Source organism: Aliiroseovarius sp. Z3 (genome assembly GCF_029105185.1).
GTDB lineage: Bacteria > Pseudomonadota > Alphaproteobacteria > Rhodobacterales > Rhodobacteraceae > Aliiroseovarius.
In genome coordinates, this window is record NZ_JAFMZK010000001.1 from 496,518 (window position 1) to 522,880 (window position 26,363).

At 59.8% G+C, this 26,363-nt stretch carries 25 protein-coding genes; 4 read left to right on the plus strand and 21 right to left on the minus strand.

The window, feature by feature from the left end; genetic code table 11:
• Positions 1-29 precede the first annotated feature (29 nt).
• Together J3R80_RS02500 and J3R80_RS02505 are read right to left on the minus strand one after the other, a co-directional pair.
• Positions 30-1,073 (minus strand): aldo/keto reductase, encoded by a 1,044-nt coding sequence (locus J3R80_RS02500; RefSeq protein ID WP_275392167.1) that lies wholly within the window; start codon positions 1,071-1,073, stop codon positions 30-32.
• A gap of 77 nt (positions 1,074-1,150) precedes the next feature.
• On the minus strand, positions 1,151-1,930 hold the full coding sequence (locus J3R80_RS02505; RefSeq protein WP_275392168.1) for an SDR family oxidoreductase: 780 nt from the start codon (positions 1,928-1,930) through the stop codon (positions 1,151-1,153).
• 106 nt (positions 1,931-2,036) lie between these two features.
• Here J3R80_RS02505 and J3R80_RS02510 point away from each other — a divergent pair, with 106 nt between their 5' ends.
• The 4 genes from J3R80_RS02510 to J3R80_RS02525 all read left to right on the plus strand — a co-directional run bounded on the left by J3R80_RS02510 (position 2,037) and on the right by J3R80_RS02525 (position 6,533).
• On the plus strand, positions 2,037-3,644 hold the full coding sequence (locus J3R80_RS02510) for a peptide chain release factor 3 (protein ID WP_275392169.1): 1,608 nt from the start codon (positions 2,037-2,039) through the stop codon (positions 3,642-3,644).
• 3 nt (positions 3,645-3,647) lie between these two features.
• On the plus strand, positions 3,648-4,310 hold the full coding sequence (locus J3R80_RS02515) for a hypothetical protein (protein WP_275392170.1): 663 nt from the start codon (positions 3,648-3,650) through the stop codon (positions 4,308-4,310).
• Between the two features lie 146 nt (positions 4,311-4,456).
• Positions 4,457-5,866, plus strand: a complete 1,410-nt coding sequence (locus tag J3R80_RS02520) for a DEAD/DEAH box helicase (RefSeq protein ID WP_275392171.1) — start codon at positions 4,457-4,459, stop codon at positions 5,864-5,866.
• 1 nt (position 5,867) lies between these two features.
• Complete coding sequence (locus J3R80_RS02525; protein ID WP_275392172.1) at positions 5,868-6,533, plus strand: class I SAM-dependent methyltransferase; 666 nt, start codon at positions 5,868-5,870, stop codon at positions 6,531-6,533.
• An 85-nt stretch (positions 6,534-6,618) separates the two neighbouring features.
• Here the strand turns inward: J3R80_RS02525 and J3R80_RS02530 are convergent, their stop codons facing one another.
• From J3R80_RS02530 to J3R80_RS02620, 19 genes are all read right to left on the minus strand, one after another.
• A complete protein-coding gene (locus J3R80_RS02530; protein ID WP_275392173.1) occupies positions 6,619-8,280 on the minus strand; it encodes a ribonuclease J in 1,662 nt (553 codons plus the stop codon).
• Positions 8,277-9,056 carry a type III pantothenate kinase gene (locus J3R80_RS02535; protein WP_275392174.1) on the minus strand — a complete coding sequence of 260 codons (780 nt, stop codon included), beginning with the start codon at positions 9,054-9,056 and terminating at the stop codon, positions 8,277-8,279. The genes J3R80_RS02530 and J3R80_RS02535 overlap by 4 nt, the downstream gene beginning before the upstream one ends.
• A gap of 11 nt (positions 9,057-9,067) precedes the next feature.
• Positions 9,068-9,832: a biotin--[acetyl-CoA-carboxylase] ligase gene (locus J3R80_RS02540; protein WP_275392175.1), complete on the minus strand. Its 765-nt coding sequence runs from the start codon at positions 9,830-9,832 to the stop codon at positions 9,068-9,070.
• Positions 9,822-11,258 carry an NADH-quinone oxidoreductase subunit NuoN gene (nuoN, locus tag J3R80_RS02545; RefSeq protein ID WP_275392176.1) on the minus strand — a complete coding sequence of 479 codons (1,437 nt, stop codon included), beginning with the start codon at positions 11,256-11,258 and terminating at the stop codon, positions 9,822-9,824. Before nuoN ends, J3R80_RS02540 begins: the two co-directional genes overlap by 11 nt.
• Before the next feature lie 11 nt (positions 11,259-11,269).
• Positions 11,270-12,814 (minus strand): NADH-quinone oxidoreductase subunit M, encoded by a 1,545-nt coding sequence (locus J3R80_RS02550; protein WP_275392177.1) that lies wholly within the window; start codon positions 12,812-12,814, stop codon positions 11,270-11,272.
• Entirely contained in the window at positions 12,814-14,967 is a 2,154-nt protein-coding gene (gene nuoL, locus J3R80_RS02555; protein ID WP_275392178.1) for an NADH-quinone oxidoreductase subunit L, read from the minus strand. The genes J3R80_RS02550 and nuoL overlap by 1 nt, the downstream gene beginning before the upstream one ends.
• A 6-nt stretch (positions 14,968-14,973) precedes the next feature.
• A complete protein-coding gene (nuoK, locus tag J3R80_RS02560; protein WP_191285578.1) occupies positions 14,974-15,279 on the minus strand; it encodes an NADH-quinone oxidoreductase subunit NuoK in 306 nt (101 codons plus the stop codon).
• Positions 15,280-15,372: 93 nt separating this feature from the next.
• Positions 15,373-15,987 (minus strand): NADH-quinone oxidoreductase subunit J, encoded by a 615-nt coding sequence (locus J3R80_RS02565; protein ID WP_248410648.1) that lies wholly within the window; start codon positions 15,985-15,987, stop codon positions 15,373-15,375.
• Entirely contained in the window at positions 15,984-16,391 is a 408-nt protein-coding gene (locus J3R80_RS02570; protein WP_275392179.1) for a carboxymuconolactone decarboxylase family protein, read from the minus strand. The genes J3R80_RS02565 and J3R80_RS02570 overlap by 4 nt, the downstream gene beginning before the upstream one ends.
• A 20-nt stretch (positions 16,392-16,411) precedes the next feature.
• On the minus strand, positions 16,412-16,903 hold the full coding sequence (gene nuoI, locus J3R80_RS02575; protein ID WP_275392180.1) for an NADH-quinone oxidoreductase subunit NuoI: 492 nt from the start codon (positions 16,901-16,903) through the stop codon (positions 16,412-16,414).
• A 3-nt stretch (positions 16,904-16,906) separates the two neighbouring features.
• The gene (gene nuoH, locus J3R80_RS02580) at positions 16,907-17,944 is read right to left on the minus strand and encodes an NADH-quinone oxidoreductase subunit NuoH (RefSeq protein ID WP_275392181.1); all 1,038 of its coding nucleotides are present in this window, start codon (positions 17,942-17,944) and stop codon (positions 16,907-16,909) included.
• A 115-nt stretch (positions 17,945-18,059) separates the two neighbouring features.
• The gene (nuoG, locus tag J3R80_RS02585; protein WP_275392182.1) at positions 18,060-20,081 is read right to left on the minus strand and encodes an NADH-quinone oxidoreductase subunit NuoG; all 2,022 of its coding nucleotides are present in this window, start codon (positions 20,079-20,081) and stop codon (positions 18,060-18,062) included.
• Between the two features lie 60 nt (positions 20,082-20,141).
• A complete protein-coding gene (locus J3R80_RS02590; protein WP_275392183.1) occupies positions 20,142-20,561 on the minus strand; it encodes a DUF5333 domain-containing protein in 420 nt (139 codons plus the stop codon).
• Between the two features lie 146 nt (positions 20,562-20,707).
• Positions 20,708-22,003 carry an NADH-quinone oxidoreductase subunit NuoF gene (gene nuoF / locus J3R80_RS02595; RefSeq protein WP_275392184.1) on the minus strand — a complete coding sequence of 432 codons (1,296 nt, stop codon included), beginning with the start codon at positions 22,001-22,003 and terminating at the stop codon, positions 20,708-20,710.
• A 6-nt stretch (positions 22,004-22,009) separates the two neighbouring features.
• Complete coding sequence (locus tag J3R80_RS02600) at positions 22,010-22,246, minus strand: DUF5337 domain-containing protein (protein WP_275392185.1); 237 nt, start codon at positions 22,244-22,246, stop codon at positions 22,010-22,012.
• A gap of 3 nt (positions 22,247-22,249) precedes the next feature.
• Positions 22,250-23,035, minus strand: a complete 786-nt coding sequence (locus J3R80_RS17280) for an NADH:quinone oxidoreductase (protein WP_343075808.1) — start codon at positions 23,033-23,035, stop codon at positions 22,250-22,252.
• A 124-nt stretch (positions 23,036-23,159) separates the two neighbouring features.
• The gene (locus J3R80_RS02610; RefSeq protein ID WP_275392186.1) at positions 23,160-24,299 is read right to left on the minus strand and encodes an NADH-quinone oxidoreductase subunit E; all 1,140 of its coding nucleotides are present in this window, start codon (positions 24,297-24,299) and stop codon (positions 23,160-23,162) included.
• Positions 24,299-25,519, minus strand: coding sequence for an NADH-quinone oxidoreductase subunit D (locus J3R80_RS02615; RefSeq protein ID WP_275392263.1), 1,221 nt, complete (start codon positions 25,517-25,519; stop codon positions 24,299-24,301). The genes J3R80_RS02610 and J3R80_RS02615 overlap by 1 nt, the downstream gene beginning before the upstream one ends.
• Positions 25,519-26,358: a sulfotransferase gene (locus J3R80_RS02620; protein WP_275392187.1), complete on the minus strand. Its 840-nt coding sequence runs from the start codon at positions 26,356-26,358 to the stop codon at positions 25,519-25,521. The genes J3R80_RS02615 and J3R80_RS02620 overlap by 1 nt, the downstream gene beginning before the upstream one ends.
• Between the last annotated feature and the right edge of the window lie 5 nt (positions 26,359-26,363).

Consider the following 26,363-nt stretch of genomic DNA (forward strand, 5'->3'; position numbering starts at 1 on the left):
GTTGTGCAGACAAACCCGTTATCCAACCGTCAGAATGGCATTGGATGGGCACGGTGGGCTTGATCAATGTCTTTCATCACGTCGTCTGATAGTATCAGGTCTTTACCATCCAAAATACGGGTCAGTTGTTCCATCGATGACGCCCCGAAAATCGTCGACCCCATGAAGGGGCGCGACACCGAAAAGGCCAGCGCCATGTGAACCGGGTCCAACCCATGCTTGTTCGCGACCGCAAGATAGGCATCCACCGCATCGAACGCCCGTGGCGTGGCCCGTCCACCCAGCCCCGGCGACAGGTCCAGCCGCGACCCTTTGGGCACCACATTATTCTGGTACTTGCCCGTCAGAAGACCAGTGGCCAGCGGCGAATAGGCCAGCACACGCACGCCTTCGTTCATACACAGCTCGGCCAGATCGGTGTCGGCAAGCCGGAACAACAGGCTATATTCGTTCTGGATCGAGATCACTTCAGGCGCGCCCATCTCGCGTGCGATGCGCAGCCACTGGGCCGTGCCCCATACGCTTTCGTTGGACAACGCGAAATGGCGCACTTTGCCAGCTGCCACGACCTCGGTCATCGCCTGCAAGACGTCGCGCATATGCGCCTCGACCTCGTCCTTGTTCTGGCCGGAGGGATCAAAGGTCCAGTTCTGGCGAAACGCATAGCTGCCGCGAATGGGCCAATGGGTCTGATAGATGTCGATATAATCGGTGTTCAACTTGACCAGAGACTCATCCACCGCGTCGCGAATGATCGCGCCGTCATACCCTTTGCCACCGCGTTTCCAGCCCGGATTGTCGCCCGAAACTTTCGTGGCAATGACCACGTCATCCCGCCGCCCGGATTTCGCAAGCCAGCTTCCGATCACTTCCTCGGAGCGGCCACATCGTTCCGCTTTGATCGGATTGACCGGATACATTTCCGCGGTGTCGATAAAGTTGATCCCGTGATCCAGCGACATGTCGATCTGGTCGTGACCGTCGGCCTCGGTGTTGGTGGACCCCCATAGCATCGAGCCAAGGCACAGGGCGCTGACCTTCAACTCTCCGCCTGCCAGTTTGTTCATCTGCATCGGTTCATCCTTTTTCGTCTGCTCGCGGCGGCAAGGTTGCCCATCGTATTCGCAAGAACAACCCCAAAACGCTGCGCCTAGAACGTCGCGTTCACTGCGCCGCCGTCCAGAAGCACGTTCTGCCCCACCATGAAACCGGCATGTTGCGAGCATAGGAAGGCGCAGGTGGCCCCAAATTCGTCAATCGTGCCATATCGCCCTGCGGGGATGGTGGCTGCGCGGGCGGCGCGGGCCGCATCAACGGTCCCGCCCTGCGCATCGACAACCCCTTGGTCCAGCGCCGCCGCACGATCGGTATCATGGATGCCGGGCAACAGGTTGTTGATGATGACACCCTGCCCGGCCACCTGCCGCGCTGTGCCCGCGACAAAGCCGGTCAGCCCGGTGCGCGCGGTGTTGGACAGGCCCAAAATGGGAATGGGTGACTTGACGGATTGACTGGTGATGTTCACCACACGGCCCCACCCACGCTTGATCATCCCCGGGATCAGTGCCTGCATCAGGGCAATCGGCGTCAGCATATTGGCATCGAACGCAGCGATGAAGTCTTCGCGGCTCCAATCCGACCACGTGCCGGGGGGCGGACCGCCTGCATTGGTCACAAGGATGTCGACCGCGCCCGCCGCTTTCAGAACCTCGGCACGACCGTCCTCTGATGTAATGTCGGCAGCGACCGTCACCACATCGACCCCGTTTTCATCGCGAATCTGCTGAGCGGCCTCCAACAAAGGCCCCTCGGTCCGCGCATTCATCACCAAGGACACGCCTTCGCGCGCCAAAGCCTGCGCACAGCCAAAACCCAATCCTTTGGATGACGCGCAGACCAGCGCGTTCTTTCCCGAAATTCCCAGATCCATGAGACCCTCCGCTGCAATAATTGGTTTTCCCACACCTAGCGGTCTGCGCGTCCCGAACGCAACCATCCTTGTTGCGCGCGCCTGCCCCCGCCGCTATATGCGAGCCATGTTGGATACGAACACAAACCGCCCCGAATTGCCGCCCGAGATTGCGCGCCGTCGCACCTTCGCGATCATCAGCCACCCCGACGCCGGCAAGACGACCCTGACCGAGAAATTCCTTCTGTATGGTGGTGCCATTCAGATGGCCGGACAAGTGCGCGCCAAGGGCGAAGCACGCCGCACGCGCTCGGACTTCATGAAGATGGAACAGGACCGGGGCATTTCGGTCTCGGCCTCTGCCATGTCGTTTGATTTCGGCAAGTATCGCTTCAACCTTGTCGACACGCCCGGCCACTCGGATTTCTCGGAAGATACCTATCGCACGCTGACCGCAGTGGACGCGGCCGTGATGGTGATCGACGGGGCAAAAGGTGTGGAAAGCCAGACGCAGAAACTGTTCGAGGTCTGCCGCCTGCGCGATCTGCCGATCCTGACCTTCTGTAACAAGATGGACCGGGAAAGCCGGGACACCTTTGATATCATTGACGAGATTCAGGAAAACCTCGCCATCGACGTGACCGCCGCAAGCTGGCCGATCGGCATGGGGCGCGATTTCATGGGGTGCTATGACCTGCTGAACGACCGGCTGGAGCTGATGGACCGCGCCGACCGGAACGTCGTCGCCGAAACCATCGAGATCAACGGGCTGGACGACCCCAAGCTGGCCGAACACGTGCCCGCGCACCTGCTTGAGAAGTTTTTGGAAGAGGTCGAGATGGCGAAGGAACTCCTTCCCGCGCTCGACCCCAAATCCGTGCTGGAAGGCCACATGACGCCGATCTGGTTCGGCTCGGCCATCAACTCGTTCGGCGTGCAGGAACTGATGCAGGGCATCGCCAATTACGGGCCGGAACCGCAGCCGCAACAGGCCGATCCCCGCGCCATCGCGCCCGAGGAAAAGAAGGTCGCTGGGTTCGTCTTCAAGGTTCAGGCCAATATGGACCCGAAACACCGCGACCGCGTGGCGTTTATGCGTTTGGCCTCGGGCCATTTCAAACGCGGGATGAAACTGACCCATGTGCGCTCGAAAAAGCCGATGGCGGTGTCGAACCCTGTGCTGTTCCTCGCCTCGGACCGCGAACTGGCAGAAGAGGCATGGGCGGGCGATATCATCGGCATTCCGAACCACGGCCAGTTGCGCATCGGTGACACGCTGACCGAGGGCGAGATGATCCGCGCCACTGGCATTCCGTCCTTCGCGCCGGAACTGCTGCAGGGCGTGCGCGCGGGCGATCCGATGAAAGCCAAGCACCTTGAAAAGGCGCTGATGCAGTTTGCGGAAGAGGGTGCGGCCAAAGTGTTCAAACCGAACATCGGTTCAGGCTTCATTGTCGGTGTTGTTGGCGCCCTTCAATTCGAAGTGCTCGCCAGCCGGATCGAACAGGAATACGGCCTGCCCGTGCGCTTTGAGCCGTCGCAATTCACTTCGGCCCGTTGGATCCTTGGCGACAAGGACGAGGTCGAGAAACTGGTCAATGCCAACAAGCAGCACATCGCCCATGACAATGACGGCGACCCGGTCTTTTTGACACGTCTTCAATGGGATATCGACCGTGTTGAACGTGATTACCCGGACCTGAAATTGTCGGCCACCAAGGAAATGATGGTCTGATTCATGTGCCCGCCACGCCCCTCGCCCCTGCAAAACCGCGTTTTGCCAACGGGTGAGATCGTGGCGGACCGCGCACGCGGGATGTTCACCGGAAATCGCGGCATCTTGCCTTTCATCAATGGACGGCTTTGCGTTTCACGCTGGAAGCATCAGCATTGGATCATCTGCGATCTGAAACACCCGAAGGGCCGCTATCACGGACCCATGCCTGCCCGCGCATGGACACCTTTGTTCTTTTTGGATGAAGCCGTCGGGCTGGCCGCTGGCCACCGGCCCTGCGCCTATTGCCGACCTAATGCCTATCGCGCATTCAAATCCGCATGGCATGCCTCCCACCGTGGCGCGGATGGGCATAAAGAAATTGATCAGTCTCTGCACCATCACCGGGTCAATCGCATACGGGCGCAAATCCGCCACACCGCAGAAGGGGCGTTCTTGCCAGATGGTAGCTTTATCTTGAACAACGGTATGCCGCATCTGGTCTTCAACAACCAGATTCTTCCTTTTTCAACCAACGGTTACGGCCCTGGGATCAGCAAGCCAAACGGCCCGCTGATGGTTTTATCGCCCGCCCCGATCATCGACGTCCTGCGCGCCGGTTACCAGCCCATCCTGCATCACAGCGCCGCGAATGTGGCAACAATCGCAACGCAACGCTCAGATTGACCACAAACCCACCCATGTCATTGACCGCGCGCCCGTTTTTCTTTACCCACAAGGCATATCGAAGGGGCGCAAGCCTTGCGCAACGGCCATCCGGGCCTTCCCTTCTCATCCGCACGGGCCAATGTTGTCCGTGAAACAGGACATACATGACCAAATTTTCTGACTTGAAACTCAGCCCCAAGGTGCTGAAAGCGATCGACGAAGCGGGTTACGAGACCCCGACCCCCATTCAGGAAGGTGCCATTCCCCACGCTCTCGAAGGGCGCGATGTGCTGGGCATTGCCCAGACCGGCACTGGCAAGACGGCGTCTTTCACCTTGCCGATGATCACCGCGCTTGCCCGTGGCCGCGCCCGCGCACGCATGCCGCGATCACTGGTGCTGTGCCCAACACGCGAGCTGGCCGCACAGGTCGCCGAGAACTTCGACACCTATGCCAAGCATGTAAAACTGACCAAGGCGCTTTTGATCGGCGGTGTCAGCTTCAAAGAACAGGATCAGGCCATCGACCGTGGCGTGGACGTGCTGATTGCCACCCCCGGTCGTCTGCTGGACCATTTCGAACGCGGCAAATTGCTGCTGACCGGTGTGCAGATCATGGTGGTCGACGAGGCTGACCGGATGCTCGACATGGGCTTTATCCCAGACATCGAAAAGATTTTCTCGCTGACCCCGTTCACCCGCCAAACCCTGTTTTTCTCGGCCACCATGGCGCCCGAGATCGAGCGGATCACGAACACCTTCCTGTCCAACCCCGCCCGGATCGAGGTTGCGCGACAAGCCACAGCCTCCGAGACGATCGCGCAAGAATTGTGCATGTTCAAAGCGTCGCGCCGCGACCGCGCCGCCAGCGAGAAGCGTAAACTTCTGCGTGCACTCATCGACCGTGAAGGCGACGCCTGCACCAACGCCATCATCTTCTGCAACCGCAAGACAGACGTGGATATCACCGCCAAAAGCCTGAAGAAATACGGCTATGACGCGGCACCCATTCACGGCGATCTGGAGCAATCCAAACGGATGGAGGTGCTGGACGGGTTCCGCTCGGGTACGCTCAAACTCCTGTGCGCCTCGGATGTGGCCGCCCGCGGGCTGGACATTCCGAATGTCAGCCACGTGTTCAACTATGACGTCCCCGGCCATGCCGAAGACTACGTGCACCGGATCGGACGCACGGGGCGCGCCGGGCGTGACGGCAAGGCAATCATGATCTGTGAACCGCGCGACGAAAAGAATCTGGATGCGGTTGAACGGCTGATTGAAAACAAGATCCCCCGCGTGGACAATCCCCTGGGCGACAAACCTGCCCCTGCCCGCAAAAAGAATGATGACGCACAGGACAGCGCGCCATCCAAACGTCCCCGCCGCGGCAAAAATGACGACAAGCCGAAGGACACGACCCCAGCAGAGCCCACTGAACAGCCAGTGAAAGACAAAAAGCCAGCGCGCGGCCGCGGGGATCGTCGCAACCAGAAGAACGACAATAATTCTGTCGGAATGGGCGACCACTTGCCCGACTTCATCGCCAAGAGCTTCGACGAACGACGCACCGGCTAAGATGGCGCGCCGTATTGTCGTTCCAACCGACTTGTCCGCTCAGGCGCGCAAGGCGACCCTTGAGGTATCAGGGGCCGCCGCCCCCTTCCCCGACACGGAACTCTGGCGGCTGGACAAACGCCGCTACATCCTTGAAACGCTGCCCAAGGGATCAATCGGAACCGAAATCGGCGTGTTTCGCGGGCATTTCGCCGAGGTGATCCTGGAAACGGTCAAACCAACCCATTTCTACATGATCGACCCGTGGACCCTGCTGGGCGACACGTTTGGCTGGGGCAACGGAAAATATGTCAGCAACGGCGCTTTAACGACCCGGATGGCGCGGGACGAAGCCTGCCTGCGGGCCGCAAATCACCCCGCCACTCAAACCACCGTGATCGAAGGCTTCTTCCCAGACTGCGCGCGCCTGATTGAGCGCAAACTGGACTGGGCCTATCTCGATGCGAGCCACGGCTTTCAGGAAACCTATGCCGAGTTGCGCGCTCTTGCCCGTCTGGTCAGACGCGACGGGGCCATCCTTGGCGACGACTGGCGCCCGGATCCCACCAGCCACCAGCATGGCGTCTTCCGGGCCGTCCAGAAATTCGTGGCCGAGACGAACTGGCAGATCGTCACCTGCGGACCCGCAGGCCAATGTATGATCAGACGCAAGGCCAGACGCGGCTGACCCGCCTTTCTGACACAAACCCCGTCTTCTTCTGGCCAAAAATATCCCCGCCGGAGGCCGCCGCGCAACGCGCGGCACCCTCGCCTTATTCCAATCGGCTGACCACAACGGTTACTTCGGGTTTGCGCCCGATCTCATCGTTGGCTGACTTTCGTGCTAGGCGTTTCAGCTCCTCGCCCAGCTTGTCGTCATCGCGCAGCGTCTTGCCTCCGGCACGCATCAGGAACTGACCCAGATCTTCTTCCAACACGTCGACCAATGGTGCTTTCGACCTACCGATCTCAGGCAATCCCATCAACTCGACCCACGGATCGCCCAAAGGTTCGTCCCCTTCCACGATCACATTCACGATGACATGGCCGTTCAGCGCCAAGCGGATACGGTCGCGGACAACACCGTCCAGCGATCCGATCAGGATGTCGCCGTCCAGATAGATCCGGTCGGTATCCACATGCTCAACGATATGCGGCATGTCCTCGGTCAAATCGCACACCGCACCGTTTACCACGACCAACGCTTTCCGCCCGCCCTCGTCTGCCAGCTTGGCATGTTCGCGCAAGTGGCGGTGTTCACCATGCATCGGAATGACCATTTCGGGATTGATGATGTCGTGAACGCGTTGAAGATCGGGGCGGTTTGCGTGGCCCGAGACGTGATAGCGATCACTCTCGGCCACCAGGTCCACGCCCATCTCGGAAAATGCGTTCATGATCCGGATCACGCCGCGTTCATTGCCCGGAATGGTCTTGGACGAGAACAGGAACATGTCCCCTTCCGCCATCGACAACCCCATGTATTTACCGCGCGCCAGCTGGGCCGATGCCGCGCGCCGCTCGCCCTGACTGCCGGTGACGATCAGCATCAGATTTTCGCGCGGCACGTCGCGCGCATCTTCGACTGTGATGGTGGTGGGAAAGTCCCCCAACACACCGGTTTCCACACCCGCCTGAATCATCCGCCGCATCGCCCGACCCAGAAGGCAGACCGAGCGGCCCGCCGCCTTACCAGCCTCGGCCAGTTGCTTCACCCGCGCCACGTTCGAGGCAAAGGTCGTTGCCACCACCATATGCGGGGCCTCGTCGATCAATTTGACCAGTTCGGGGCCGACCTCGGCCTCGGACCGACCGGGATGGGTGGAAAACACGTTGGTGGAATCGCAGACCAACGCCTTCACGCCCGGCTTCGCAACTTCGCGCCACAGCGCTTCGTCAAACGGGTCGCCCAGCACAGGTGTTTCATCCAGCTTGAAGTCGCCCGTATGCACGATCCGGCCTGCGGGCGTATCAATCACCAACCCGGCGCTTTCCGGGATAGAGTGGCTGAGCGGCAGGAAGCTGACCTTGAACGGTCCCGCTTCGATCACCTGCGGATAGCTGTCTGCGGCAATCACCACTTCGGGCACCTGTCCGGCTTCCTCCATCTTGCGCTGTGCATGGTATCGGGTGAAAGGCCGCGCGTGGATCGGTGCTTTCAGACGCGAATACAGCCGCCCCACAGCGCCCACGTGATCCTCGTGTGCGTGGGTGATAAAGATTGCGTCCAGCCGGTCGGCATTGTCTGCAAGCCATGTGATATCCGGCATGATCAGGTTCACACCCGGTGTCGTGTCCATATCCGGAAAGGTCACCCCCAGATCGACAAGGATCAGACGCTCTTTGCCCGGTTTGCCATAGCCATAAACATAGGCATTCATGCCGATCTCGCCGGCGCCCCCCAGCGGGAGGTAAATCAAGCGGTCAGCGGTCATATGTTGCCCTGTTCCTTATTATGTTTGTAGATGCTGACCAGCCCGTGAAGGGTCAGGTCGTGGTCGATTTCGTCATATAGATGCGCACCTTGCTCGAAAAGCGGCGCAAGACCGCCGGTGCCAATCACTTTCATCGACAGACCGTATTCGTCTTTCACCTTCTGTACCAGCCCCTGCACAAGGCCGACATAGCCCCAGAAGATACCGGACTGAATGCATTCGACCGTGTTGGTGCCGATCACCTTGTCGGGCTGCGTGACATCGACATGGGGCAGCGCAGCCGCCCCTTGGTGCAGTGCCTCAAGCGACAGGTTTACGCCCGGCGCGATCACGCCCCCGATATACGCGCCGTCATGGGCCACAACGTCAATATTCGTGGCCGTTCCAAAATCGACGACCATGCAATCCCCTCCATAGCGTTCAAAGGCGGCGACGGCATTGGCCAGCCGGTCCGGGCCGGGGTTGGTGCCCTGATCGACGCGTGGGGCAACCGGCAGAAGACAATCGGGTTTGCCGACCACCAGCGGACGACAGCCGAAAAAGCGGTCGGCAAAGACACGCAGGTTCCACACCACGCGCGGCACCGTCGAACTGACCACCACATCTTCGATTTCCGGTTTGATCCCATAGTGGTTGATCAGTGTCGAAAACCACGTGAAATATGCATCCGCAGTGCGCGAATGGTGGGTCGACGTGCGCAAGGTGCACAGAAATTTATCGCCGTCCCAGATCGAGAAGACCGTGTTGGTGTTGCCGCAGTCGATGGCCAGAAGCATCTATGCCTCCCTCAGAAGAATATCTCGGCCGCGGGGATCACCACGCGGGTTGAGGTCGTTGATAGGACAAGGTTGCCCTCGGCGTCCACCGTGTCAAACCGCCCCACATGTTCCGCGCGCGTGGTGCGGGCGGTGATCACTTCACCCAAACGGGCCGCACGGGCCAGCCATGCCTCGCGTATGGGGGCAAACCCATAGGTGGTGAAGGTTGCCTCGTGCCGCGCATAAGCCGGGGCCAGCAAGTCAAGGAAAGCTTCCGGCGTCAGGTTGATACCGGTTTCGCCTGCAAGACTGACGGGCGCGACAGCACCGCCTTCAATGGCGGTGCCTTCCGGCACGTCGATCAGGTTTACGCCGATGCCAATGGCGAAATGCCCGACCTGCGCACCCAACCCGGCGCTTTCCAGCAGGATGCCCGCCACCTTGCCCCCATTCAGCAAAACATCATTAGGCCATTTCAGGGAAAACCCATCAGGTCGACCCGTAGCCATAACGAAAGCGTCGTAGAGCGCAAGCGACGCCACAAAACTCCTCAGCGCCACCTGCGCAGGCGGCTCGGACGGGCGCATGACCAGCGTGGCCGAGAAATGTCCCTTCGGGTCCGCCCAAGCCCTGCCCCGGCGTCCACGGCCAGCGGTTTGGCGATGGGCAAGGATCCAACATGGACCCAAAAGACCCGGCGCAATGCGCCGGGCCTCTTCGTTTGTACTGTCGACCTGATCCAGAATGCGTTTCTCGACGCCTTCGGGCCAGGCCGTGAGGCCGCTAGTTGACAAGGGCTTGCGCGGCCGCGGCGGCGGCGGTTTCGATGCCAAAGAAATTCACCACGCCAAGGATGACAATCGCAGCTGACCCGACCAGCGCCACCCAGGCCGCCGGCGACATGTTCAGTTCCAGACCTTCGCCCTCGTCCCCGAAATACATGAAATAGACGATGCGCAGGTAATAGAACGCCCCGATAACCGACGCGACCACACCCGCCACGGCAAGCCATGTCAGGCCCGCTTGAACGGCCGCGATCAGCACACCGTATTTGGCAAAGAAGCCCAGCATCGGCGGCACACCGGCCAGCGAGAACAGCAGGATCAGCATCGCCAATCCCTTCAGCTTGTCCGTCACCGCAAACTGGTTCAGGGCCGAAATATCAGCAATCGGGCGGCCGTCGCGCTCCATCGACATGATGAAGGCGAAGGTGCCGATATTCATGGTCAGATAAACGGCCATATACAGAAGCATCGCCTGCACACCATATTCGCTGCCAGCTGCCAGACCCAGCAAAGCAAAGCCCATATGGGCGATCGACGAATAGGCCATCAGACGCTTGATGTTGGTCTGGCCAATCGCAGCGATGGCACCCAAAAACATCGACAGCACCGCCAGCAGCGCAATGATCTGTTGCCAGTCACCGATAGCCCCACCGAACGCATCAAACAGGACACGCCCAAACAGCGCCATTGCGGCCAGTTTCGGCGCAGTGGCAAAGAACGCGGTGACGGCGGTCGGCGCGCCTTCGTACACATCCGGCGTCCACATATGGAATGGAACGGCAGAGACCTTGAAGGCCATCCCGGCGGTGACAAAAACCAGACCGATCAGCAGACCAAGGCCCACATGACCATCGCTGGCAGCCGTGATAATGCCCGAGAACAACGTCGTACCGGCATAGCCATAGGTCAGCGACGCACCATAGAGCAGCAGGCCCGAGGACAGCGCGCCCAGCACGAAGTATTTCAGACCGGCCTCGGTCGATTTCACGCTGTCGCGGTTCAGCGACGCGACAACGTAAAGCGACAGAGATTGCAGTTCGAGCCCCATGTAAAGCGACATCAGGTCGCCCGCCGACACCATCATCATCATGCCGACAGTGCCCAATGCAACGAGGATCGGGTATTCGAACCGCAAAAGACCGCGGCGCGACATCGTCGCCTCGCCCATCACCAGAACGGCGGCGGCGGCCAGCAGGATCGCGACCTTGGCAAAGCGTGCATAGGCATCGTCAAGGAACATGCCCCCGAAGGCGGCGGTCGCCCCGTCTCCGCCTGCGACCATCAGCGCGATGACCACCATGACGGCACCGGTGATCCATGTGATCGGTTTCGCCAGTGCGTCCTTGCCGGTATAGACCGCGCCCAGCAGGGCAACCATCGCATAGATGGCCAAAGCGAGTTCGGGCAGAACCGTTTGAATATCAACAGAGCTCATCTGTGCTCTCCTTAATGCGATGCCGTCTGGGCCATCTCGGCTGCGTCAGCAGGGATGGCGGCGTGGAAGTTGGTCAGAAGCGCCTCGACCGAGGGGCCGATCAGGTCGGTCACAAGGCTGGGATAGACGCCCAAAAGCAGGGTCATGAACACCAGCGGGGCGAAGATCATCTTCTCGCGCGTGTCCATATCGGTGATCGACTTCAGGCTTTCCTTGATCAGGTCGCCAAAGACGACGCGGCGATACAGGTAAAGCGCATAAGCGGCCGAGAAGATCACGCCCGACGCCGCAACCAAAGCAACCCAGGTGTTGGCCTGGAACATACCGACCAGCGTCAGGAATTCACCGACAAAGCCCGATGTGCCCGGCAGACCGACATTGGCCATGGTGAAAAACATGAAGATCAGCGCATAGGCCGGCATGCGGTTCACCAGACCGCCATAGGCGTCGATCTCGCGGGTGTGCATGCGGTCATAGATGACACCCACACACAGGAACAGCGCGCCCGAGATGAAGCCGTGGCTGAGCATCTGGAAGATTGCGCCATCGACACCTTGTTGGTTGAGCGAAAAGATACCGGCGGTCACATACCCCATATGCGCGACGGATGAATAGGCGATCAGCTTCTTCATGTCCTCCTGCACCAGCGCGACCAGCGAGGTGTAGACGATGGCGATCACCGACAGCCACAGCACGAAACAGGCCATGACGTCCGACCCGACCGGGAACATCGGCAGGCTGAAGCGCAGAAAGCCATAGCCCCCCATCTTCAGAAGGATCGCCGCCAGCACGACCGAACCGGCGGTGGGCGCCTGAACGTGGGCGTCCGGCAACCAAGTGTGAACCGGCCACATCGGCATTTTCACCGCGAAGCTGGCGAAGAAGGCCAGGAACAGCATGGTCTGTGCCCCGCCCACGATCTGAATGCCCAACAGGCTGAACGTATCCGACCCGAACTTGTGGCTCATCAGAGTCGGAATGTCGGTCGTACCCGCATCCACATACATATAGATCATGGCAACAAGCATCAGGACCGAGCCAAGGAACGTATAGAGGAAGAACTTGAACGCGGCATAGATTCGCTCTTTCCCGCCCCAAATCCCGATGATCAGGAACATGGGGATCAGGCCTGCCTCGAAGAACAGATAGAACAGCACCAGATCCAGCGCCATGAACACGCCGAGCATCAGCGTTTCAAGCAGCAGGAAGGCGATCATGTATTCTTTCACGCGCGCCTTGACACCCCAGCTGGCCCAGATGGTCAGCGGCATCATGAATGTGGTGAGCATGACAAACAGGACCGAGATCCCGTCGACACCCATCTTGTATTTCAGGCCCATGATCCAGCTGCCCTCTTCCACGAACTGGAAGCCCGTGTCGGCGGCGTCGAACCCGGTCAGCAGAAGCAGCGAGAACAGGAAGGTCGCCACGGTTGCCGCAAGTGCAAGCCACTTGGCGTTGCGGGCGGCCGCTTCGTCATCCCCGCGCAAGAACAGCGCGAGGATCACAGCCGCAACCAGCGGCAGGAATGTGATGATGGAAAGCAGGTTGTTCATTAGTGCGCTCCACCGCTGAAGAGGATCATGATTGTCACCAATGCGACGATGCCAAGAACCATCGCGAAGGCGTAAGAGAAGAGGTAACCGGTTTGCGCCCGGCCAGCCTGTTTGGTGAACCACGGCACAACGCCCATCGCGACCCCGTTCAGGAAGCCATCAATGACGTTACCGTCGCCGCGTTTCCACAGGAACCGACCGATGGCAAAGGCGGGCTTTACGAAGATCACGTCGTAAATCTCGTCGAAATACCATTTGTTCAGCAGGAACTGATAGACATGCGGGAACGTGTCGGCCAACCGCTTGGGCAAGCTCGTGTTCACGATATAGAACCAGAAGGCCACGACAAAGCCGATCAGCATCGCGATGAAGGGCGACACCTTGACCCATTTGGGGGCGTGGTGTGCATCGTCAATCACGTGGTTGTCGGGGGCCATGAAGATCGCGCCTTTGGGTGCTTCTCCGTGATGGGCCGCGGCAACTGGTGCGTGGGCCGGATCCGCCATGGTATCGGCATGGGCCTCATCCGTGGCGTGACCTTCGTCTGCATTCGTGTCTTCCGCATGCGTGTCCGCTGCTTCGCCGTGCCCGTCCGTGGCCTCGCCATGATCTCCGGCTTCTGCATGCGCTTCGATGCCGAAGAAGGCGTTGACCTTGTGATGGTCGCCAAAGAACGAGCCATACCAGATCATACCCGAGAAGATCGCCCCAAGCGCCAGAACGCCCAGCGGCACAAGCATGACCATCGGGCTTTCATGCGCGTGTTCATGCGTGTGCTTGTCGCCGCGCGCCTTGCCATAGAATGTCATGAACATCAGGCGCCAGCTATAGAAGCTGGTGAACAGTGCCGCGATGACCAGCATCCAGAAGGCGTAACCGCCGTTGGTACCAGCATAGGCGCTTTCGATGATCGCATCTTTCGACAGGAAGCCCGCGAAACCGATCGTGGTCAGCGGAATGCCGACCCCGGTGATGGCCAGCGTGCCGATCATCATCGCCCAGAAGGTGACGGGCAGTTTCTTGCGCAGATCGCCATAGTTCCGCATGTCCTGTTCGTGATGCATCCCGTGGATCACGGAACCTGCGCCAAGGAACAGCATCGCCTTGAAGAACGCGTGCGTCAGCAGGTGGAACATCGCGACCGAATAGACACCAACGCCCGCCGCCACGAACATATAGCCCAGCTGCGAACAGGTCGAATAGGCGATCACGCGTTTGATGTCGTTCTGCACAAGCCCCACGGTGGCCGCGAAGAACGCGGTGGTGGCGCCAAGGAAGACGATGAAGTTCGTCGCCTCGGGGGCGTATTCCATCAGCGGAGACATCCGGCAGACAAGGAACACACCCGCCGTCACCATGGTCGCGGCGTGGATCAGGGCCGACACAGGGGTCGGGCCTTCCATCGCGTCCGGCAACCAGGTGTGCAGGAACAGTTGCGCCGATTTACCCATGGCCCCGACGAACAGAAGGAAGGCCAGAAGGTTGGCGGCGTTCCATTCCGTCCAGAGGAAGTGCAGTTGCGTTTCCGCCAGCGCAGGGGCTGCGGCAAACACATCGTCCAGACGAATGCTGTCGGTCAGGTAGAACAGCCCGAAGATGCCCAGTGCGAACCCGAAGTCACCGACCCGGTTCACCACGAAGGCCTTGATCGCGGCGGCATTGGCGGACGGTTTCTTGTAGTAAAACCCGATCAGCAGATAAGACGCGACGCCCACGCCTTCCCAGCCAAAGAACATTTGCAGCAGGTTGTCGGCCGTCACCAGCATCAGCATCGTGAATGTGAAAAAGCTGAGATAGGCAAAGAAACGGGGGCGATAGCTTTCGCCCTCGAACTGCGGGTCATGGGCCATGTAACCCATGGAATACAGGTGCACCAGCGAAGACACCGTGGTGACGACGATCAGCATGATCGCGGTCAGCCGGTCCAGCCGGATCGACCAGTCAACCGACAACGTGCCCGACTGAACCCAGTCCATCAGATGGATATGCTGTGTTTCGGCGCCCAGACCCAGGAACACGACCCAGGACAGAAGCGCGGACAGGAACAACAGCGCGGTGGTCAACACCTGCGCGCCCTTGTCGCCAATGATCCGATGGCCGAAGCCCGCAATCAGCGCACCGATGAGCGGGGCAAAAAGGATGATCTGTACCATTTGCCGTTAGCCTTTCATCACGTTGACGTCTTCGACATCAATTGTGCCACGGTTGCGGAAGAAGCTGACCAGGATCGCAAGGCCAATGGCGGCCTCGGCGGCGGCCACGGTCAGGACGAACAGCGTGAACACCTGCCCTGCCAGATCGCCAAGATAGGACGAAAAGGCGACAAGGTTGATGTTCACCGCCAGCAGCATCAATTCGATCGACATCAGCAAAATGATGACGTTCTTGCGGTTCAGGAACAGCCCGAAAATGCCGATGACGAACAGGGCCGCCCCGACCGCGAGATAATGTTCAAGTCCTACCATATGCGTGCGTCCCTTCGTTCCGGGCTTGGCTGCCGGTGCAGCGCGCCCAAGTCTTGTTATACGTATTCATCACAGTTCTGCTTTCCGACCCGATCAAAGCCCCTGCCCCGGTTTCACGTCGATCACTTCCATCGCCTTGGCGGGGTCGCGATGCATCTGGGCAATCACGTTCTGGCGCTTGACGTTTGTGCGGTGGCGGAGCGTCAGCACGATCGCGCCGATCATCGCAACCAGCAGGATCAAACCGGCCAGTTGGAACAGCAGAATGTAATCCGTGTAAAGGATCTGCCCCAGCGCCTGCGTGTTATGCGCCACGTCCAAAGCAGGTGTTACAGCAGCCCGCGCGGCGTCTGCGCCGTCGGCAAACTGCCAGGTGCCGAAGATCGTCGCCAGTTCCATCAACAGGATCACACCGATCAGAAGCGCCAGCGGCAGTGACTTGGCCATCTCGGCCTTCAGCTCGGCAAAGTCGACGTCCAGCATCATCACGACGAACAGGAACAGAACCGCGACCGCGCCCACATAGACGATCATCAGAAGCATCGCCACGAACTCGGCGCCCAGCAGGACGAACAGCCCGGTCGCGCCAACAAAGGCGGTGATCAGCCACAGAACCGAGTGCACGGGGTTCCTTGCCATAACGGTAAAGAACCCGCCCACCACGGTGGTCAGGGCAAAGAGGTAAAATGCGAAATCGGCAACGCTCATGCGTCCCCCTCCTCGTTGTCGTCAAACACGGCTTGCGCCAGTTCCAATGCACGGGTCATGGCCGGAAGGCCGCCCAGCATCGACATTTGATAGATCACCTCGGCGATCTCTTTTTCAGTCGCGCCCGCTTCCAAAGCGTGGCGCACGGTCAGCTTGATCTGGGTGTCGGCCTGCGCCCCCAGCACGGTCAGCCCTGCCAGCGTGATCAACATCCGCGTCTTGGCATCCAGCCCGTCCTTGTTGAAGGCGTTGCCAAACATCATGTCCATCATGTCTTTCGGCATGGTCGGCATGAGCTTGTCAAAACCCTGCGGTTTGAACGTCTCCAGCGCAGGGTTGAAGTTGCGGAGCATTTCCTGCCCCTGCTCCATCATCTGCGCATATAGTTTGGAGAAATCGTTCATGGCTTTTCCTTCGCGCTCACTCAGCGATACGGCGCATCAAGTTCGATGTTGCGGGCAATCTCGGCTTCCCAGCGTTCGCCGTTCTCCAAGAGCTTGGCCTTGTCATAGAACAGCTCTTCACGGGTTTCGGTCGCGAACTCGAAATTCGGGCCTTCGACGATGGCATCCACTGGGCAAGCCTCTTGGCAGAAGCCGCAATAGATGCACTTCGTCATGTCGATGTCATAGCGCGTGGTGCGGCGCGAGCCATCCTCACGCGGTTCCGCGTCGATGGTGATCGCCTGTGCCGGGCAGATGGCCTCGCACAGTTTACAGGCGATGCAACGCTCTTCCCCGTTGGGATAGCGGCGCAGCGCATGTTCGCCACGGAAACGCGGGCTCAGCGGGCCTTTCTCGTGCGGATAGTTCAAGGTTGCCTTGGGCGAGAAGAAGTATTTCAGCCCCAAGCCGAACCCTTTGACGAAATCCGCCAGCAGGAAGTATTTGGTTGCGCGTGCGTAATCAAATGCCATTGATCAGCCCCCCACTGTCCAGCGGGCGTAAGTGCCCCAGAATGCCCCGTATTGGGCGAAGAATGCGACCAGCACGACCCAGGCCAGCGACAAGGGCAGGAAGACTTTCCAACCGATCCGCATCAATTGGTCATAGCGATAGCGCGGCGTGATGGCCTTCACCATCGAGAAGACGAAGAAGAAGAAGAATATCTTCGCAAACAGCCACAGGATACCATCCGGCAGCGCCTCGACCGGCGACAGCCAGCCACCGAAGAACAGGATCGAGATCAGCGTGCACATCAGAACGATGGCCACGTATTCGCCGATCATGAACAGAAGGAACGGGGTCGAGGAATATTCCACCTGATAGCCCGCCACCAGTTCCGATTCAGCCTCCGGCAGGTCAAACGGCGGGCGGTTTGTTTCGGCAAGCGCCGAGATCAGGAACAGGAACACCATCGGGAAATGGGGCAGCCAGTACCAGCTGAACAGCCCCTTGCCGTCCTGTGCCATCACGATGTCACCAAAGTTCATCGACCCGGTGGTGATGATCACACCGATGATGATCAGGCCGATCGACACCTCGTATGAAATCATCTGCGCTGCTGAGCGCAGCGAGCCGAGGAACGGGTATTTCGAGTTCGACGCCCAGCCGCCCATAATCACGCCGTATACCTCAAGCGAGGAGACCGCGAAGACGAACAGGATTGCGACGTTCACATCGGCCAGAACCCAGCCGTCATTGAACGGGATCACCGACCAGGCCACCATGGCCAAAACGAAGCTCATCATCGGGGCAAGGAAGAACACGAAGCGGTCCGCACCGGCGGGCACCACGATTTCCTTCAACACGTATTTGATGAAATCAGCGAAGGATTGCAGCACACCAAACGCGCCCACCACGTTAGGGCCTTTGCGCATCTGCACCGCCGCCCAGACCTTGCGGTCGAAATACAAAAGGAAGGCCAGCGCCACCAAAAGCGGGACCACGATCAACAGACATTGTCCGATGATCAAAAGGGCGATGCCCAGATTTGTTGTCGTGAAGAATTCAATCATTTCTCTTCATGCCCTCAGACCGTCGGTATTCATTTTCCGTTGCAGAACCAACGGGGTAGACAGGAAAGCTCCTGCTATATGATCGTCGCCAAACATCCCGTTTCCGCCCCCGTTCCTACTCTGCTGCCATTTTTGATCCGGCGCGCGCACGCGCCTGGGCCGACAGCTCTGCCATCACCTCCGACGCCCGTGCAATCGGGTTGGTCAGATAGAAATCGCCAATCACATAGCGGAAGCTCGCCGTCCCCATCTTCTCGACTGGCAGCGGCTGCCATTCGTTCTCGGCGACCTGATCCACACCGCCCAGCACCAGCGCGGCCTCGACCATCGCGCGGCGCAGGCTGGCTTGAGTGTCCCAGGGCAGCGTCGCACCCAGTTCCGCCGACAGTGCCCGCAGGATGGCCCAGTTTTCCTTGGCCTCACCCGGTGCGAAGTTTGCGCGCAGCGCCAGTTGGGGGCGCCCTTCAGTGTTCACGAACAGCCCGCCCTCTTCCGTATAGGCCGCGCCCGGCAGGATCACGTCGGCACGCATTGCACCCCGGTCGCCATGGCTGCCCTGATAGATCACAAACGGACCGTCAGCGATTTCGATCTCGTCGGCAGCCATGTTGAAGATGACGTCCGCGCCCATCGTTGCGGCTTCCATACCGCCTTCGGTCACGGCGCCCACGTCCATTGCGCCCACACGGCCAGCCGCGGTGTGCAGGATCATCAACTTCGAACCCGTGTCCTCCGCCAGCTTCATCGCATTCGACAGAACAGCCAGACCATCGGCCTCGCGCAATGCGCCCATGCCGACGACAACCACCGACGGGGCGTCTTTCACCGCGCCATAATCCTTGCCGACGATGCTGCTCAGCGCCGCGCGATCATTGCCGACATGCGCATATTCATATGTCAGATCAACGGCTTCGCCGACCAGACCGATTTGCGCGCCCTTCAGCCACGCCTTGCGGATGCGGGCGTTCAGAACCGGCGCCTCGACGCGGGGGTTGGTGCCGATCAGTTGGATGAACTTGGCATTGTCGATGTCTTCAATCGACGCCGTGCCGACATAACCCGAGCGGTTGCCGATCGGCAGACGCGCATTGTCGGTGCGACATTCGACGTTGCCGCCCAACCCTTCGATCAGTGTTTTCAGGCTGAAGGCTGCTTCGGTCGAAGCCAGATCACCAACCAGACCGGCCACTTTCTTGGCACCTTTCAGCGCCTCGGCAGCCTTGGCCAGCGCCTCCCCCCATGTGGCTTTGCGCAGTTTGCCATTCTCGCGGATGTAAGGCGCGTCCAGTCGCTGGCGGCGCAGACCGTCCCAGATGAAGCGCGTTTTATCCGAAATCCACTCCTCGTTCACGCCGTCATGGTTGCGCGGCAGAATGCGCATCACTTCGCGGCCCTTGGTGTCGACCCGGATGTTCGAGCCGAGCGCGTCCATCACGTCGATGGTTTCGGTCTTGGTCAGCTCCCACGGGCGGGCGGTGAAGGCATAGGGTTTTGAGGTCAGCGCACCGACCGGACACAGGTCGATGATGTTGCCCTGAAGGTTCGAGTCCAGCGTCTGGTTCAGATAGCTGGTGATCTCGGCATCCTCGCCGCGGCCGGTCTGACCCATCTGGGTGATCCCGGCAATCTCGGTCGTGAAGCGCACGCAGCGGGTGCAGCTGATGCAGCGGGTCATCGCAGTGCCGACAAGCGGCCCCAGATCCAGATCATCGACCGCGCGTTTCTGTTCCTTGAAGCGAGAGCCGGACAGACCATAGGCCATGGCCTGATCCTGCAAATCACACTCGCCGCCCTGATCGCAAATCGGGCAATCCAGCGGGTGGTTGATCAGCATGAATTCCATCACGCCTTCACGGGCCTTCTTGACCATGGGCGAGTTGGTTTTCACCACCGGCGGCTGACCTTCCGGACCGGGGCGCAGGTCGCGCACCTGCATGGCGCAGCTTGCGGCAGGCTTGGGCGGGCCGCCCACGACCTCGACCAGACACATGCGGCAGTTGCCGGCAATCGACAGGCGTTCGTGATAGCAGAAGCGCGGCACCTCGATCCCGGCCACTTCACAGGCCTGAATCAGCGTCATCGCGCCGTCAACTTCGATTTCCATGTCGTCAATGACGATCTTTTTCAAGTCGCTCATCACGGTCCCTTTTTTCGTTCCGCAGACCGGGGTTTTCCCCGTGCCCGCACATGCCTGCCCCTAGCTCTCGTAAAGTAACGATCCAGCGAAGGAGCCCTGTTTGATCTCTGCCCGTCCAACCGCGCAGTAGCTGTCTTCATCCCCCGGTTTCGCGCCGCGCTTGGCCAGGATCGGCTCGGCGATTGCACGGAAACGGTTTTGTTCGGTTTTGCTTTCCACATAGGCCATTACTTCTTTCGAAGAATAACCAAGCGTTATTGCGTGTTTGCGCAGTGAAAACGCCTTGTTCAGCAGGCGGAATTTCCGCAGCTTCAATGTCGGGCAATTCTCGTCGATCAGATAAGCGATCGACGCGCCCAACAGCTCGTTGTGCATCCGGCTGTCATCGCGCAGCGCCGCATAATCGACCGACGAGGCCGCGCCGGTGGCGGCGGTCGCGATAAAAGCCGTCGTAAAAGCAAAAGTGCGAAGTTTCGTCATTGCATGTCTCCTTTTGTTAAAAAGGAGGTGGGGACGGGTGATGTTGTCATGCAATAACAACACGCGAAAACGGACGGGAAACCGTCGGTTTTCAGTATGTTGCGTTGCATATTCATCATCATGTCCTTCATTCGCCCTGCGCCGGATCACTCCGCCGCGATGCTGGCCTTGCCTTGTTTGTTCACCCGGATCCGGTCTTCAATCTCGTCCCGGAAGTTGCGGATCAGACCTTGGATAGGCCAAGCCGCCGCGTCACCAAGCGCACAGATCGTGTGGCCTTCGACCTGCTTGGTCACGTCCCACAACATGTCGATTTCTTCGACCTCGGCCTCGCCGCGCATCAGACGGTCCATCACGCGCATCATCCAGCCGGTGCCTTCGCGGCACGGCGTGCACTGGCCGCAGCTTTCGTGCTTATAGAATTTCGACAGGCGCCAGATCGCCTTGATGATGTCGGTGGATTGGTCCATGACGATCACCGCCGCGGTGCCAAGACCCGAGCCAAGCTCGCCGCGCAGATAGTCGAAATCCATGATCGCCTCGCGCATGTTTTCACCGCGCACACACGGGACGGACGATCCGCCGGGGATTACAGCTTTCAGATTGTCCCAACCGCCGCGAATACCACCGCAATGCTTTTCAATCAGTTCCTCGAAGGAAATCGACATCGCTTCTTCGACAACGCAGGGGTTGTTCACATGGCCCGAGATGCCGAAGAGCTTGGTGCCCGAGTTGTTGGGGCGCCCGAAGCCTGCAAACCATTCCGGCCCGCGGCGCAGGATGGTCGGCACGACGGCAATGGATTCCACGTTGTTCACCGTGGTCGGGCAGCCATAAAGACCTGCACCCGCCGGGAATGGCGGCTTCATGCGCGGCATGCCCTTCTTTCCCTCAAGGCTTTCCAGAAGCGCGGTTTCTTCGCCGCAGATATAAGCACCGGCGCCGTGATGCAGGAACAGGTCGAAATCCCAGCCGGACTTCGCGGCGTTCTTGCCCAGAAGGCCCGCGTCATAGCATTCGTCAATCGCCGCCTGAAGCGCCTCGCGCTCGCGGATATACTCGCCGCGCAGATAGATATAGCAGGTATTCGCGTTCATCGCGAAAGACGCGATCAGCGCCCCTTCGATCAGCGTGTGCGGATCGTGGCGCATGATCTCGCGGTCTTTACAGGTGCCCGGCTCGGATTCGTCGGCATTGATCACCAGATAAGCCGGGCGACCGTCGCTTTCCTTCGGCATGAAGGACCATTTCAGACCGGTGGGGAAGCCCGCACCACCACGACCACGCAGACCCGAGGCTTTCATCTGTTCGATGATCCAGTCACGGCCCTTCTTGATGATCCCGGCGGTGCCATCCCAATGGCCACGCTGTTTCGCGCCCGCAAGGGTGCGGTCGTGCATGCCATAAAGGTTGGTAAAGATCCGGTCTTTATCCTGCAGCATTCGTTCTTATCCTTCATCCGCCCGGCGCTTGCGCCAGATCCGATACGTAACAACCAGGCCAAACAAGAACCCGGCAAGAGCCAGCAGATCCACCAACGCCATGGTCCGGTTGGACCAGCCGAGGCTTTTCCCGACCCAAGTGCCACCGACCCACAGCGCACCGGTGAAGGCGATGACAAGACCTGCCAGGCGCCCTTCCCGCTGTATGCTGTTTTTTGGATCGGTGTGCATGATCTGTGTCATCCTTTAATAAACATCGCCCTTCTTGACCTTTTTCGAGAACGCGGTTTCCCCGCCTTCGGCCAAGGTCTTGGCTTGTTCCACCCAGCCGTCGCGTTCGATCCGGCCTTTGAAGCTCAGGTTGTCATCGACCCAGGCAATCTCGTCCGCCGTCCACTTGGCGATCTGGTCGAAATGCCAGAAGCCAAGCCCGTTCAGAGTTTGCTCTAGCTTGGGACCAACGCCTTTGAGCTGCTTCAGGTCGTCGGCGCCGGCTTTGCGCGGCGCTTTCATCGTGCGTGGCTTTTTGGATGTGCCGGTCGCCGCGGCGGGTTCGGCCTGGGCCGTCGTTGTTGCAGCCTTCGCAGAAGCTTTCTTCGCCGCTGGTTTTTTCGCAGCTGCCTTCTTTGCTTTCGGCGTCTCAGCAGGCGTCTCGGCCTTTGCCGGTTTTTCGGCTGCGACCGGGGCAGCAGGCGCGGTTGCCGCTTCGACCGGGACGGGGGCGCCATCCATCGCAGCGGCTGGAATGCTGGCGGCAGAGGCCGCCACTTCATCGCTCGTGTTCGCATCCGCCGAGGCGTGCGCGGTGTTGCCACCCAGGCTCGCGGCCGTCGTTTCGCCCATCGCGGATCGTGTATCGACGACCACGCCACAAAGGAATTTTTGCAACAGCAGCGCAGCGCCAACCGCCACGATGATGCCGACAATCAGGCCGATAAAGCCTGAAATCATCAGAAAGACTGCAAATCCCAGCAAAGCGCCGATGATCCAGCAGATGTTTTTGCAGGTGAAAAACCCGGTATCTTTAGTCATTGTCCCTATCCCTGTTGTTGATGGTGGACACACAATCAGGTCGCACGGATGCGTTGGCATTTTTCTGCCTTGTCAGACGCTTATGTTCCATTCGACCCTTCAACATACCCGGTTCCAGTCAGACCTAGCCTTTCTTGTTCTTGCGCGAAAACTCGGTTTCGCCGCCGTCTGCAAGGATCTTGGCTTGCTCTACCCAGCCGTCGCGCTCAATCCGACCCTTGAAGGACAGTTGATCGTCAACCCAGGCAATCTCTTCCGCACCCCATTTGGCAACCTGATCAAAATGCCAGAAGCCAAGGCCGTTCAGAACGCCCTCCAGCTTGGGGCCAACGCCCTTCAGCAGTTTCAGGTCGTCCGCACCCGACTTGCGGGGGGCCTTCATGGTGCGCGGTTTCTTCGTTTTCTGACCCGCCACCGGCGCAGCGGCCGGTTTCACCGGGGGTTTGGCAATCTTCTTGCTGTCATCCTCGGGCACTTTGCGTGCAGGTTTCTGCTTGTTGGCGGGCTTGGGGTCCACCGCAGGCTTCGGCGGCTGCGCCTTGCCGCTGGTGGCGTTCTTGCCCAGCCACGGGGTCAGAAGCGGCACCTCGGTGCCGTCGATCCGTTTGACCGTATCACCGATATCGGTCGCCAGTTGCGCGCTGGCGTTATACTGCGTCTTGCCGCTGTCATATTCCTTCAGGCTGGTCAGCCCCGCCAGCGGTTCCGAGGCATAGCGCCCGTTCTGCGGACCCGGCACCGGCACCTTGCCCGCGGCCAGATCGTCCAGCAAGTTCGACAGGCTTTCTGCGGTCAGATCCTCGTAATAATCCTTGCCGATCTGCGCCATGGGCGCGTTGGTGCAGGCCCCCAGGCATTCAACCTCTTCCCAGCTGAACTTGCCGTCAGCCGACACGACATGCGGCTTGTCGGCGATCTTCTCGCGGCACACAGCGATCAGGTTTTCCGCCCCGCAGATCATGCAGGACGTGGTGCCGCAAATCTGGATATGCGCAACAGAACCAACAGGTTGCAGCTGAAACATGAAATAGAACGAGGCGACTTCCAGCACGCGAATATCGGCCATGCCCAGCATATCGGCCACATGTTCGATCGCGGGCTTGGTCAGCCAGCCTTCCTGTTCCTGCGCCCGCCACAAAAGCGGGATCACCGCCGAGGCCTGACGCCCCTCGGGATACTTCGTGATCTGCCCTTCGGCCCAGGCCTGGTTGGCGGGGGTGAAAGCGAAGCTCTCAGGCTGTTCATGATGCAAACGGCGAAGCATTAGCGGTCGATCTCCCCAAACACGACGTCCATGGTGCCGATGATGGCGGCGACGTCGGCCAGTTGGTGGCCACCGGCCACGTGGTCCATAGCTTGCAGGTGCAGATACCCCGGCGCGCGGATCTTGGCGCGATAGGGCCGGTTGGTCCCGTCGGCCACTAGATAAACGCCGAACTCGCCCTTGGGCGCTTCCACGGCGGCATAGACCTCGCCCGCGGGCACCTTGAAGCCTTCGGTGTAAAGCTTGAAGTGGTGGATCAACGCTTCCATCGAGCGCTTCATCTCGCCACGGGCCGGCGGCGACAGCTTGCCGCGCGCCATGACATCGCCCTGCCCGTCCGGGGCACGCAGCTTTGCGATGGCCTGATGCATGATCTTCAGCGACTGGCGCATTTCTTCCATGCGGACAAGGTAACGGTCATAGCAGTCGCCGTTCTTACCGACGGGGATCTGGAAGTCAAACTCGTCATAGCATTCATAGGGCTGCGCGCGGCGCAGGTCCCATGCAAAGCCCGATCCGCGCACCATCACGCCCGAGAAGCCCCAGTTCAGGATGTCTTCCTCGGTCACGATGCCGATATCGGCGTTGCGCTGCTTGAAAATGCGGTTTTCGGTCAGCAGCCCGTCAATATCGTCGATCTTGGCGGGGAATTCGTTGGCCCATGTCTCGATATCGTCGATCAGCTCGGGCGGCAGGTCCTGATGAACGCCGCCGGGGCGGAAATAATTGGCGTGCAGGCGCGCACCGCAGGCGCGTTCATAGAAGATCATCAGCTTCTCGCGCTCTTCAAATCCCCATAGCGGCGGGGTCAGCGCGCCCACGTCCATCGCCTGCGTGGTGATGTTCAGAAGGTGGTTCAGGATACGCCCGATTTCCGAGAACAGCACGCGGATCAGCGAGCCACGGCGGGGAACTTCCACGCCACACAGCTTTTCAATGGCCAGACACCAGGCGTGTTCCTGGTTCATCGGCGCCACATAGTCGAGCCGGTCGAAATAAGGCAGGTTTTGCAGATAAGTGCGGCTTTCCATCAGCTTTTCGGTACCGCGATGCAAAAGGCCGATATGCGGGTCTGCACGTTCGACAATCTCGCCATCCAGCTCCAACACCATGCGCAGCACGCCGTGGGCCGCGGGGTGTTGCGGGCCGAAGTTGATGTTGAAATTGCGGATCTTCTGTTCGCCGGTCAGGGCGTCGTTGAAATCCTTGGATCCGTCCATCATGCGCTCACCATCTTCTGGGTCCATTCCGGCGGAAGCTCTCCCATGAACTTCTCGACGAAATTGTATTGCGGTTTAAGGGCTGCCTGAAGCTGGGCGCGCTGGCCCATGGGCAGGTCGGCTTTCATGCTTTGATGCACCACGCGGTCAAACGATGCGGGCTGGGGCGTGATCCCCAGAAACGCGCACAGACGTTCGATGGCGTCGGGTGTGAACAGCCGTTCGTAAAATTCGATATGCAAGGCTTCGCGCGGGATCGCGCGGGTCAGCCTGTTCAGCGTGCGGCGATAGTTCGACCGGTCAAGGATGTTGTCTGCCGTGCCGTTCAACACACCATCGACCTTGGCGTCCAGTGCCGCGCCGTCATTGCCCGCCATCATGCGGATATTCGACCAGATCCGATCCACCGGGTCACGCATCAGATAGACGAACCGCACCTTGTCGGTCAGTGCGGCCATCGCAGACAGCGTCTTTTCCTTCAGAAGCCCATAGGCCGGGGTGAAGTCACCCACCACGCGCGCCGCCTCACCGCCTTCGCGCACGTAACGCAGATAGGCTGCATCGTCGCGCGTCTTGCCGTCAAACACTGCCAGCCAGCGTTCCAGATCGGCGATCAGCCGCTTTTGCCATGGCGTCGGGGCGGCGGTCCGGGCGGCCTCAAGCCGCGCTTGCGCCTCTTTACGGTAAAACGCACCGGTGTCATGCTCCAACGCGTCGAAGTAATGGAGTTCCTTCATTGCCGGAAGATGGCATTCCCGGTGGTTCGACAGATAGTCGAACAACCAGCTTGTGCCAGCTTTCGTTGCCCCAAGGCAGAATATGAAGGTTTGCCCGGTCATCTGGT